The 11,174-nt window shown below is 42.2% G+C and carries 13 protein-coding genes; 3 read left to right on the top strand and 10 right to left on the bottom strand.

Annotation, left to right across the window (positions count from 1 at the left end):
- Positions 1-28 precede the first annotated feature (28 nt).
- From AOC28_RS11050 to AOC28_RS11030, 5 genes are all read right to left on the bottom strand, one after another.
- Complete coding sequence (locus tag AOC28_RS11050; protein ID WP_072584034.1) at positions 29-238, bottom strand: BrnA antitoxin family protein; 210 nt, start codon at positions 236-238, stop codon at positions 29-31.
- 11 nt (positions 239-249) lie between these two features.
- Positions 250-528, bottom strand: a complete 279-nt coding sequence (locus AOC28_RS11045) for a BrnT family toxin (RefSeq protein ID WP_072584035.1) — start codon at positions 526-528, stop codon at positions 250-252.
- A 183-nt stretch (positions 529-711) separates the two neighbouring features.
- Positions 712-975, bottom strand: a complete 264-nt coding sequence (locus AOC28_RS11040; RefSeq protein ID WP_072584033.1) for a Txe/YoeB family addiction module toxin — start codon at positions 973-975, stop codon at positions 712-714.
- A complete protein-coding gene (locus tag AOC28_RS11035; RefSeq protein WP_072584031.1) occupies positions 972-1,214 on the bottom strand; it encodes a type II toxin-antitoxin system Phd/YefM family antitoxin in 243 nt (80 codons plus the stop codon). Before AOC28_RS11035 ends, AOC28_RS11040 begins: the two co-directional genes overlap by 4 nt.
- A 156-nt stretch (positions 1,215-1,370) precedes the next feature.
- Positions 1,371-2,267 carry a LysR family transcriptional regulator gene (locus AOC28_RS11030; protein ID WP_072584032.1) on the bottom strand — a complete coding sequence of 299 codons (897 nt, stop codon included), beginning with the start codon at positions 2,265-2,267 and terminating at the stop codon, positions 1,371-1,373.
- An 83-nt stretch (positions 2,268-2,350) separates the two neighbouring features.
- On the opposite strand from AOC28_RS11030, the gene AOC28_RS11025 reads away from it, so the two are divergent.
- Both AOC28_RS11025 and AOC28_RS11020 read left to right on the top strand, forming a co-directional pair.
- The gene (locus tag AOC28_RS11025; protein ID WP_072584030.1) at positions 2,351-3,310 is read left to right on the top strand and encodes a sodium-dependent bicarbonate transport family permease; all 960 of its coding nucleotides are present in this window, start codon (positions 2,351-2,353) and stop codon (positions 3,308-3,310) included.
- Between the two features lie 15 nt (positions 3,311-3,325).
- Entirely contained in the window at positions 3,326-4,180 is an 855-nt protein-coding gene (locus tag AOC28_RS11020) for a DUF6671 family protein (protein WP_072584029.1), read from the top strand.
- Positions 4,181-4,454: 274 nt separating this feature from the next.
- Here the strand turns inward: AOC28_RS11020 and AOC28_RS11015 are convergent, their stop codons facing one another.
- The 5 genes from AOC28_RS11015 to AOC28_RS10990 form a co-directional block, all read right to left on the bottom strand.
- Positions 4,455-5,354, bottom strand: coding sequence for an alpha/beta hydrolase (locus AOC28_RS11015; RefSeq protein WP_158009067.1), 900 nt, complete (start codon positions 5,352-5,354; stop codon positions 4,455-4,457).
- 207 nt (positions 5,355-5,561) lie between these two features.
- The gene (locus AOC28_RS11010) at positions 5,562-6,035 is read right to left on the bottom strand and encodes a cupin domain-containing protein (protein ID WP_072584027.1); all 474 of its coding nucleotides are present in this window, start codon (positions 6,033-6,035) and stop codon (positions 5,562-5,564) included.
- An 894-nt stretch (positions 6,036-6,929) separates the two neighbouring features.
- Positions 6,930-7,241, bottom strand: coding sequence for an XRE family transcriptional regulator (locus AOC28_RS11000; protein WP_072584025.1), 312 nt, complete (start codon positions 7,239-7,241; stop codon positions 6,930-6,932).
- A 65-nt stretch (positions 7,242-7,306) separates the two neighbouring features.
- Complete coding sequence (locus AOC28_RS10995; RefSeq protein ID WP_158009066.1) at positions 7,307-8,350, bottom strand: ATP-binding protein; 1,044 nt, start codon at positions 8,348-8,350, stop codon at positions 7,307-7,309.
- A gap of 644 nt (positions 8,351-8,994) precedes the next feature.
- On the bottom strand, positions 8,995-9,654 hold the full coding sequence (locus AOC28_RS10990; RefSeq protein WP_158009065.1) for a lipid A biosynthesis acyltransferase: 660 nt from the start codon (positions 9,652-9,654) through the stop codon (positions 8,995-8,997).
- A 390-nt stretch (positions 9,655-10,044) separates the two neighbouring features.
- Between AOC28_RS10990 and AOC28_RS10985 the strand changes: the two genes are divergently transcribed.
- A complete protein-coding gene (locus AOC28_RS10985) occupies positions 10,045-11,016 on the top strand; it encodes a dienelactone hydrolase family protein (RefSeq protein ID WP_072584022.1) in 972 nt (323 codons plus the stop codon).
- Positions 11,017-11,174 lie beyond the last annotated feature (158 nt).

Here is an 11,174-nt window from a genome sequence, read left to right as displayed (position 1 = left end):
CTACAAGGTGCCTGACTCTAGCTCTAGACTACTTCCAGCTAAGGTTTAACTTCTTACGAGATGACGCACAATCACGCAAATAGAGATTAATGAGGCTTTGATAAGGAATGCCCACCTCTTCTGATATAGATTTGAAGTAACTCACTGAATCCTCATCCAATCTAATGGTGATGGGCTTCTTGAGCATAGAAGCATATGGATTTTTACGAGCTTTTGAGAAATCATATTCTTTACGCATCTTCATCACCTTTAATAAGCTTTTGACTCTTTAGGGGTTGCCTTACGAGCCGAAATAATACGAACGACATTACCCTCGCTTCGATAACAATGGCAAACCAAAATTACACGAAGAAAATGGCTTACTCCCAGCAAGATAAATCTGTCTTCATCCTCCGAATGATCGGGGTCGGAAATTAACTTAGCACTTTCATCATAAAACACAGATTTCGCCTCTTCAAAAGAAATGCCGTGTTTCTTCAGATTGGCTGAAGCTTTTCTGGGTTCCCATTCAAATCGTAACAAAATCATATGTACATTGTACATATGATTTTTGGAGTAAGCAATTATGGTTAAAAATCCTGGGGCAAGCAACCTTTACGTCTGACCAAATGAAAAAACCACCCGAAGGTAGTTTTGGTGTTTCTTGGTGGCCCAGGGCGGAATCGAACCAGGACCGAGGATGCCTGACTCTGCTTTAGGCTAATGCCCACTTCATTCGTAGTGAGTCCACATTCTTAGGATTCGAACCGTCTTCTCCTTGCGCAAAATTTCATAAACTAAGCGATGTTGAATATTAATTCTGCGTGAGTAAGCCCCTTTTAAATCACCAACCAACTTCTCATCAGGTGGCGGATTTTGGAGAGGGTCTACTTCTAAAATATCCAGTAAAGCCTGGGCTTTATCTTTAAGACCTGCGGCAGATAGTTTTTTAGCATCCTTAATGGCATATTTGGAATAAGCTAAATTCCAAGTCACCACTTCAATGCCCTTTTACTTTTAGTAATAGGCTCAGCCATTGACTCTTTAATTGACTCACGCATTCCTGGAATTGCCAATAGATAAAGCGTCTCCTGAATAGCACTCCAATCTTCTTCAGAAACTAAAACAGCATTTGCTCGCTTACCAGAAATGACTACTGGCTTGTGTGACTCTGCCGCCTGATCAATTAAACGGTAGAGACCTGCTCGAGCTTCACTTGCGGTTAATGTGGTCATGATTTCACTCCTTTTCAATATAGTACGTAAAAGCGTACGCTTTGTCAAGTGGCCATCTCACCCACCCGACCAAAAGAAAATGCCCTGCACGAAGCAGGGCATTATTTGAGTTTGGTGGCCCGGGGCGGAATCGACCAGGGTCCAGGATGCCTGACTCTATTTCCAGCTTTGAGCCTGTTGAGATAGATGCTTCTTAAAGATTGTGGCTATTGGAGATAACTTTTTGCCTTTGGGACTCACAAGGTGCCAGCTTGATTTAATAGGAAATTCTTTACATTTCAATATGGCAACCTCTTCTTGGTCAATCTTATCACCAAGAGAATACTTGGATAGAACTGCGATACCGAGACCACCTATAACTGCCTGTTTAATTGCCTCATTGCTCCCTAGCTCTAACCTAACATCAGGCTTGAACTTTAGTCGCTTAAGGTGAGCATCCGTTGCCATTCTTGTACCAGAGCCCTTTTCTCTAAAAATAAACTTTTCACTCTTAAGCGTACTGATATCAATATTCTTTTTTTTGGCAAAAGCATGATCTTTTGGGGCAACTAATAACAAAGGGTTGGGCATAAACACTTCATCTTCTATATCGAGATGAAGTGGTGGCTGGGACATGATGTAAAGATCATCCAAGTTTTCTTCCAATCTTTTCACTACACCATCACGATTGAGCACCTCTAGAGAAATATCGATTTGAGGATACTTCGCACAAAAAGTTCCCAATATTCTGGGAATGAAATATTTAGCGGTACTTACCACTGCTACTTTTAACTTTCCTCGTGTTAACCCTTTGACGCTATTGACTTGCTGTTCGAAAGAATCCCACTCCCCAGAAATCGCACGAGCCGTCTTAGCCAACTCATGACCCATTTGCGTTAAATGTACTTTCCTGGCTACCACTTCGTAGAGGGGCACTCCAACAGCATCCGTAATTTCTTTTAAGCCCATAGAGGCCGTTGGTTGGGTAACATGAACCATGCGAGCGGCCGCGCTAACGCTTCCAGTCTCAGCAAGAGCGAGAAATAGTCTTAACTGCCTAAAAGTAATATTCATCAGCATTTACCTATATATAAACGTATTAATATCGATTTTACTTTACATATAAATTTCCCTAAGATCGCCTCAAAGGACAATTTATGAATATCTTGCTAGATCCCACCATCCTCTTTTTCATCTTCGGCATCTTTGCGGGCCTCGTGAAATCCAATTTAGAAATTCCACAGCCCATTTCTCGATTTCTTTCGCTATATCTACTGATGGCTCTGGGATTAAAAGGTGGATTTGCTTTAAACAAATCAGGCTTTACTCCTGAGATTGCTATTAGTCTTGGTCTGGCGATCACTTTAGCAATAGCCATTCCGCTATTGGGCTACAACTGTCTTAAATACAAACTAGATAAACTGGATGCCGCCGCGATTGCCGCTACTTACGGATCTATTAGTGCGGTTACTTTTATTACTACTACACAGGTCTTAGATCAAAGCGGTATTAGTTATGGCGGACACATGGCCGCGGCAATGGCCCTCATGGAGTCGCCCGCCATCATCATCGCCATCATTCTTGCCAACAGAATTCGTCAACAACGCTCAGGCAATGCCAGTGGCCACACTTCATTGGGCAAGATACTTCACGAATCATTTACTGATGGTGGGCAACTACTCTTATTAGGAGCCTTAGTAGTAGGGCTCATTTCAGGTGATTCGGGCCATAAAGTTATGGCGCCCTTTTCGATTGATTTATTTAAGGGTTTATTAGCATTCTTCTTACTCGATATGGGATTGCTTGCCGCCAAGAGTTTAGGGGAGCTCAAAGGCAAGCCTTCGGTGACTTTAGCTTATGCCTTCATCGCGCCGCCTACCCATGCGATGATTGCCTTGGGTTTATGCCATATATTTCATATCTCTCTGGGAGATACGATCCTTTTGATGATTTTGGCGGCAAGCGCTTCTTATATTGCGGTTCCAGCAGTATTGCGCCATGCAATGCCCGAGGTAAGTCCAGCCTTGTATATGGGCATGTCCCTTGGCATCACCTTCCCTTTAAATATTATCTTAGGCATTCCAATCTATAGCGCAGTAGCCAAATATTTTGTTTAAAAACATCCAAATAAAATGCCAACTCATCCAAAACCCTATTCTGGACTCAAGGCGAGTTTGCTAACTCAACATGGCAAAGAGTCGGTCATTTGTCCACAACTCCTTGACTCTAATGGCTTAGAAGTTGTCCATATCTCTGGGTATGACACAGACAAACTAGGTACCTTTACTAGAGATATTCTAAGATATGGCTCCCAACTAGATGCCGCCAGAAAAAAGGCTAGGGTTGGAATGGAATTATCAGATTCTATGCTTGGCATTGCCAGCGAAGGTGCTTTTGATAATGATCCCTATACGGGCATGCTTCCTTGGAATTACGAGTTAGTAGTTTTAATAGATGACATACGCAAACTTGAAGTTATTGGTTTTTTTGGCGGGCACGCTCAAAGCACCAGCCGGCAAGTATCAAGTTGGGATGAATTAAATGCGCTTCTTTCAGAGGCACAATTTACTACCCATCAATTAGTCGTTCGACCTGATGATGAATATCACCCAGAGTGTCGTAAAGGAATCAAAGATCTTGAGTCTTTGAAAGAAGCGTTTGATTGGGCAACTAACCTTTCAAAAAAGGGAAATGTATTTGTAGAGAATGATTTAAGAGCACATACCAATCCCACGCGTATGTCTAACATATTGAAGGCTACACAAGATCTCTCAAGAAAGATGAATTCTGTATGCCCAGAGTGTGAGTCGCCTGGCTTCTGGATCACAGAAAGAAAGAAGGGCTTGCCATGCTCTAGCTGTGAAGCGCTAACAAATCTGCCAATAGCTAATGTATGGTCATGCGTAAAGTGTGCGTACAAAAAAGAAGAAATGTTGCTGGATCAAATCAAGGCGGATCCATCAAAGTGCGATTACTGTAATCCCTAAATATATTTGTCGTTTAAAACGACATTGCCAACACAAAGATGAATAATTGACTTGTCCTTTTAAAGGACATTTGATGACCCTGATATCCCAATCTAGAGCCAGAGTGGTGGCATCCTGATTGACGGATTGACTCTATGGAAAGTGACCGACTACGCTAATAGCAAGGTAGAGGCGCCATTGAGGACTTCTAATAAAAATAGCCCAACAAGTGGGCTATTGTGAATCTTGGTGGCCCGGGGCGGAATCGAACCAGGGCCGAGGATGCATAATGTCTTTAGAACTGCTCCTTAAAGTAGTCGGCAACAGCCTGCTGGAAGATGCTGTAACCCCTCTGATACATCATCATATGACCCGCATTAGGCACAACTACATATCGTTTATTGGCATTAGGCAATTGCTCAAAGAAGGGCATTAATTGCTTAGTATCAGCCACATCATCATATTGACCGTGAATGATCATGGTGGGCACAATAATTTGAGTTGGATTGAGCATTGGTAATTTAGTCACTAGGTCTAATTGTGGGCTAGTCGCAGTATTTACTTCAATCGCTGCGGCACTCTTAGCGTAGGCATCTACGGCTTCTGGGAAGTTATCTTCTTTGGGGGTCAGAGAATAAAAGCGGCCATGCCAACCAGCCTCAGGAATTTGAATGTAAACCTTATCTTGATATGTTTTTAGATTGGCTCTACGCTTGCCAATATCGATACTATCGATACCCATCTGCGCGTAAGAAACATATCGATCTACTTTTTCCGGATGGGCCATTACAAACAAACCGCTATACTGAGTCCCATAAGACCAGCCCAATAAGCCTACCTTGGGAATATTTCTAGATTTCATTACAAAATCAACGGTTGCGTTTAGATCGCTGGCGGCGTCCTCTGTAGTGAAATGTTGCTCTGGATGGGTAGATCTTCCAAAGCCTCTAATGTCCAAAGCAAATACATCGAAGCCTTGTTTGGCCAACACATCCATTAGGCTAATGTCTGGCTTACTTGGAACTCGCAAATCAAAGGATTCCTTGCCAGCTGTAGCAGAGCCGTGAGCTAAAACAATCACCGGTTTATTTTTTGGACTAACAGTAAATTTTTCCCAAACATATATCCTGATGTCTCCGTTTTGAACCCAGTGCTCAGCACTTTGTACGCTACCTGAATTATTTTTTTCTGCCATTACATTTGAAAAGTTGATAGCAAGCAACGCCGCAACTAGAACCTTGATTAGCCTCATTTTGTCTCCAATTTATTTTTATAAACTACAAAATCAGAATATCACGACAAAAGAATCGAAGTGGTGCTTCAAATGAAAAAACCGCCCGAAGGTGGCTTTAGTGGTTCTTGGTGGCCGGGGCGAAATCGAACCAGGACCTAGGATTTCTTCCTATTGGCTTAACTTATGGGGTTTTCCAAAATGATCTTCCTTGGGATAAATCCAAACTGTCTTCACTGGCCCCATACCAATAATTTGCACTTGGGTATCAGCCGCCATGGCGCCATCAAAATGTATGCCGTTAGCCGGATGAAACATCAGACTACCTGCTGGCATTGGAATATTCTTTTTTAGATCCCACTCAGGACCCATACCTGCATACCAGACCCCGCTGATTACCGTAACAAATCGATCTTGATCGTGAGAATGGGGTGCACTCATTACCCCCGCAGGAAAAATATTGCGGACCACATAAATTCCTGGCTTGCTAGGGTCTCCGTATAGGGTGGTTTGCTTGACGCCGTTTTCATTGGTCTTCCAAACAATCTGATCTTCTTTAACTGTAATAAATCCGCCGGGTAAATTCTCTGCACAAACTGTCGCGGAGAATAAAAATGTAAATAGCGTGACCAACAATACTTTCATACCGAACTCCCTATCTTTTACCTTAAATAAAAAATCACCCAAAAGGTGGTTAATGTCCCCTCCAATCGATAACTATCTTGAATTGGCCTTTTATATGACAATTTAAGATAGTGCTAAGTGCGATGGAATATAGCTAGGACTAACCCTTGAGCATAATAAGAATTGTCGTTTTAAACGACATCGACCGACACGGGGACGTGTAATTGATTCGTCCCTTTAAAGGGCATTTCTAGATGGGGATATCCGAAATTTATAGCGGTCAAGCCGCAAAAGAGAATAGCCCAACAAGTGGGCTATTAGGATTCTTGGTAGCCCGGGGCGGAATCGACCAGGACCTGAGGATATCTAATCTTTGGTTGGTATTAAAAATTCTTTATCGCGCCGCAAAAATAGAAATCCTCATAGCGTTTTTTAGTACGAAAAATCATCATTAGAACTAAAGTACTACCCACACTTGGCAAGAAAATTGACTTAGGACAAGTTTTTCTAATTGGCACAAGCAGAGTATTGACTCACTGCTAACAACATAATTGTGAGAGAAGAAAATGGGGATAAAACATTTAGTTATCGGGTTTGTTATTGGATTGTTTGTAGGTGTCGTAAGCGCATCAACATTAGAGGTGGGCAAAATTGGCTTTACTAAAGATGGGGTGATTACCTACCTAAATCAAGCTTGCTCAAATTAAGAACAGTTTTCTCGCAGTAACCATCTTTGCCCGCAGAAGTATGCGGGCATTTTTTTGATCTTATTACAACGGAACCTTATCCGTCAGCACCAAATAAAAAACCACCCGAAGGTGGTTTTGGTCTTTCTTGGTGGCCCGGAGCGGAATAGACCAGGACCTAGGATGCCTGACTCTGTTTTAAATAGTCTTTACGTACTAACCGAAATAGTTATTTTTTTCTTAAAAAGACTGGAATAAAAACATCATCATTTTTAGCATTTATTGATGCCATTCCAGAATGCTGTCTCTCCCCACTATCTAACTCAACATCTAATGCCTTGGCATATACCTCGGCATTAGTTAAGGCATCTTCAAGTGCCTGCCTGAATCCCAATAATTCGCCGTTTTCAATGCGCACTAATTCAGAAACACTCATTCCACACAATCGAGCAACCGCAGGCAAAGTTAGGCCTCGCCCCTCACGCTCACTGCGAAGGCGTCTGCCAATTTGCTTAAAGGATTGTATTTCTGCTAAGTTCATAAAACCCCGAACGAATAGGTCTCTATGGTCTTCCTCATGAAGACTGGGGTCAATTAGCTCATCGGCTAATTAAGAGGCAATTCAATAACAAACTTAGCTCCGCCTCCAACTGCGTCCTCATAATGGATCGAGCCACTATATCTAGTAACAATATGCTTACAGAGCCATAGCCCTAGGCCCATACCAGTCTGCTTAGTTGTGCTTAGCAACTCAAATAGTTGAGATTTAAAGTCTTCTGGAACGCCCGCCCCATTATCAGAAATGCTTAATTGAACTGAATTGCCAGTTTTAATTGCTTCTATAGCAATACGTCGTTGGAGTGTTCCTGAGTTAGCCAGAGCCTGGGCGGCATTGTTAAGCAAATTCAATATGACTTGTTCAATTTCAGAGGAGTTAACTCTGATCACCAAATCATCATCGACCCGTAATTGAATTTGGATGTTCTTATTCTTAAGCTCAGGTTTAACAATATCTAGAACCTTTGCTATCAAATCACTCAACCGGACTTCTTGAGCATTGGACTCACCCTCAGTAAATATTGACCTGAGAGATCTGACAATTGTTGCCGCCCTCTTATTGTCCTCTTCTAAAGAATCCAGAATCTCTTTGCCCAACTCAGGATTAAGAACCCCTTTTTCTAGCTTCATCTTGAGAAACTGGATATTGAGATTAGCGGCGCCAAGCGGTTGATTAAGCTCGTGAGCAATGGATGCGGATAGAGCACCAGTAGCCGCGGTCTTATTGGCTTTCAATAAGCCATAGATTAAGTGTTCTTTTTCTTTCAAGAGCTCAGTAATTTTTTGGTTTTCTCTAATGGTCTGAGTATTCTCAATGGTAATTTTTCTTAATGAATAGGCAATAATTGCTATATAAGAAAGGGTTGTTAATGAGAATAAAATCCACCTCACCGCCGCAGTCAAGGTTGGCTCATCATACAAGTGAATAAAAGATGGTGGATCAATATAAACAAGGATGACTAATCTAGTAGTGACGAATATTAATTCTCCAACCATCGTGAATATCAAGAATATTGGCAAATCAATCCGAAATTTATGAAGGCGCTTCAATTCCAATAATTGCCAAATAATTGCTAGGTCAGTCAACACCATAACGAAGCCCACTCTTTGTATAAATGTCCCTCGTTGCATCAGATATTCGAATATCAATCCAATGGTCAACACTGCAAGCAAGATTCCCCACTTAAACAGTCGGGAGATGGGTTGACTTAGGGATCGGCAATATGATGCCAAATAGATATAGCCACCAAGAAGGCAAGTGTTTGCTAATGTAAGGAGCTTTATCTCAATAACTGGGGCAATAGCAAAAAAAGAAAAGCTAGTTGCCTCCAAAATAAGGGCTAAGTACCAAAATCCCTCAGGTTGAATAATTTTCTTTGCTGAGATTAAATATTTTGAACCAAAAACTAACCCCCACATTATTAGGGAAAGTGCGGCAAAAAAGAGTTCGTTGGCGTATTTCATTATTTCGAATATTACTACCTTGAACTAAATGCTATGACATGTCGTTTAAAACGACATCGCAAGTACTGACCATAGATGAGCGTCGCTTAAATGGACGCTTGACCGACACAGGGATGAATAATTGATTTGTCTTTTTAAAGGACATGCTAGATGGGGGATATCCAAGTCTAATGACGTCTAACCCTGCCAAACCTTAAAAGAAAATAGCCCAACAAGTGGGCTATTTAAATTCTTGGTGGCCCGGGGCGGAATCGACCAGTGCCGAGGATGCCCTAATCTATGGGCGCTAATTCAGCTCCAACAGGTCTTTTGTATCGGTTATAAGACCACATATATTGATTTGGTTTGGATATTATTGACCCCTCAAAATAACGGTTCATTTCTGTACAGGCATCAACCAAGCAATCGGGAAAAGCTTCTGTCATTAGTCGACTTTTAACGATCCAACCCCTCCCCAGACCCAATCTTTCTGCCCCAACAAAAAGGATAGCTACATCAGCTTGACGAGCTAATTTGATTGGAAATGAAGTTGTATAGGCGTATTGATTAAAAAATTTAGCCCATACTCCATCGCCAACACTAGGAACCTGGTCTGCTAATAGTCCAACTACCTCACCCCTTACTAAGGCACGCTTAATTTGACGTACTCCACCAATGTTTGCCTCAACAAATACCATTTGAGAATGCTGGCGAGATTTAAGCATTAACTTATTCACCCACCCCTTTCGAGCAGGCCTATACATTACCGTCGCTCTTGTATGTTCGGCAAAAATACGAGGCACTATTTCAAATCCACCAAAATGTGAAGCAAGAATAATTACTCCCTTTCCATTTTTGGATAACTCAATAATTTGACCTAAGTTTTCTATGGTTGTTTTAGCGAGAGAAGATTTTGGATGTCTCCAAATCCATAGGGTGTCAGCAAACATCATTCCAGATTCGGCAGCCGCCCTCCACGGGGTTGATTTGAATCCCGAATAATGGGCTGCGCTCTGATGATTTTTATATAGGCGTCTTCGATATTTGTAAGAAAACAAGTAAACCAATACACCTGTGCCAGCGCCAATAATTTGAATGGCTGCCAATGGAAGCGAGCTAAAGAGCCGCAATATGAAATACAACATCGGCCATTCTAGACGCTATTGATGAAAAAACCACCCGAAGGTGGTTTTGGTGTTTCTTGGTGGCCCGGGGCGGAATCGACCAGGGCCCAGGATGTCTGACGCTAGCTTCCAAGGGCTTTCCACTAAGGATCTTCGGCGTAGATTCTGCTACTATTTTTTGGCAATATAAATCAATAAAAACACTGGGGACAAAATCTAATGAAGTATTTACTTGTAGTCTTTCTGGCGGCTGTATCTTTTTGCTCGCAGGCTGGGACTGATATCGTTTACCCGCCACGCTCAGAAATCTATTCCATTCCGAGCTTAACAATATCTGACAAGCAGTTTTTGCTCGGGGACAAAAATGGCAAGGAGGTAACTGTTAACGGCATTCTTCGCTTTCCACCCAAACCAGTAAGTCAAAAAATTCCAGTCATCTTTTTGGTACACGGCTCAAGCGGTATGGGGGCAAACATCGACTATTGGTCCAATCACTTCCTAGGACAAGGCTATGCCACATTTAGTATGGATGGCTTTACAGGAAGAGGTCTAACGGTTGTGGGCCCTAATCAAGCCCTACTTGGCAGATTGAATCTTGCTCTTGATAGTTATAAAGCAATGGAAATTTTGGCTAAGCACCCACGTCTTGATTCCAACAAGTTTGTAATGATGGGCTTTTCTAGGGGCGGGCAAGCAACTCTATTCGCCAGCGTAGAGCGATTTAATAAGATGTGGAATAAGAGTGGAACTGTATTTGCCGCACACATTCCGTTTTATGCCGATTGTGTGACAAGCTACATCAGTGACACAAAGACTACTGGTAAGCCTATTCAGCTTCATCACGGCATCACAGATGACTACAACCCTATAACTGCTTGTAGAGATTACGTAGGTAAATTAAAAGCGGCCAACCAAAATGTAGAGATGTTTGAGTATGACTTTGGCCCACACGCATTTGATTCTCCATTGGGGGCCGCGCCTCCTGTAGTTTCAAAAGACGCACAAACTGTTAGGTCTTGTAGGATTGTTGAAAAGACAGCGGGCAATTTGATTAACACCCAAACAAATCAAGAGTTCAAATACTCTGATGCTTGCGTTGAGTTAAACCCTCACGTGGGCAAAGATGATGATGCTACGCAAAAGGCAACTCGAGAAATTGATGCGTTCTTAGCAAATCTATTCAAGAACTAGGCTTGCCACAATAAGGGGGTGAAAGTTGCCCCCTCATCTTTTGTCGTTTTAAACGACGTCACAAAACCACAAATGAAAAAACCACCCGAAGGTGGTGTTGATGTTTCTTGGTGGCCCGGGGCGGAATCGACCAGGGCCCAGGATGCTTGATCCTATTT

The organism is Polynucleobacter sp. MWH-Adler-W8, assembly GCF_001889925.1.
In the GTDB taxonomy this organism is placed as follows: domain Bacteria; phylum Pseudomonadota; class Gammaproteobacteria; order Burkholderiales; family Burkholderiaceae; genus Polynucleobacter.
The sequence above is the reverse complement of the archived record's forward strand: the minus strand, read 5'-3'. Positions and strand labels throughout refer to the sequence as shown.

What these genes read in the sequence shown, in the direction of transcription:
- AOC28_RS10985 (WP_072584022.1), top strand. Translation starts at nt 10,045, where the DNA reads ATGAAGTATTTACTTGTAGTCTTTCTGGCGGCTGTATCTTTTTGCTCG.
- AOC28_RS11045 (WP_072584035.1), bottom strand. Translation starts at nt 528, where the DNA reads ATGATTTTGTTACGATTTGAATGGGAACCCAGAAAAGCTTCAGCCAAT.
- AOC28_RS11015 (WP_158009067.1), bottom strand. Translation starts at nt 5,354, where the DNA reads ATGGCAGAAAAAAATAATTCAGGTAGCGTACAAAGTGCTGAGCACTGG.
- AOC28_RS11025 (WP_072584030.1), top strand. Translation starts at nt 2,351, where the DNA reads ATGAATATCTTGCTAGATCCCACCATCCTCTTTTTCATCTTCGGCATC.
- AOC28_RS10995 (WP_158009066.1), bottom strand. Translation starts at nt 8,350, where the DNA reads ATGGTGTTGACTGACCTAGCAATTATTTGGCAATTATTGGAATTGAAG.
- AOC28_RS11000 (WP_072584025.1), bottom strand. Translation starts at nt 7,241, where the DNA reads ATGAACTTAGCAGAAATACAATCCTTTAAGCAAATTGGCAGACGCCTT.
- AOC28_RS11035 (WP_072584031.1), bottom strand. Translation starts at nt 1,214, where the DNA reads ATGACCACATTAACCGCAAGTGAAGCTCGAGCAGGTCTCTACCGTTTA.
- AOC28_RS11020 (WP_072584029.1), top strand. Translation starts at nt 3,326, where the DNA reads ATGCCAACTCATCCAAAACCCTATTCTGGACTCAAGGCGAGTTTGCTA.
- AOC28_RS10990 (WP_158009065.1), bottom strand. Translation starts at nt 9,654, where the DNA reads ATGATGTTTGCTGACACCCTATGGATTTGGAGACATCCAAAATCTTCT.
- AOC28_RS11050 (WP_072584034.1), bottom strand. Translation starts at nt 238, where the DNA reads ATGCGTAAAGAATATGATTTCTCAAAAGCTCGTAAAAATCCATATGCT.
- AOC28_RS11030 (WP_072584032.1), bottom strand. Translation starts at nt 2,267, where the DNA reads ATGAATATTACTTTTAGGCAGTTAAGACTATTTCTCGCTCTTGCTGAG.
- AOC28_RS11010 (WP_072584027.1), bottom strand. Translation starts at nt 6,035, where the DNA reads ATGAAAGTATTGTTGGTCACGCTATTTACATTTTTATTCTCCGCGACA.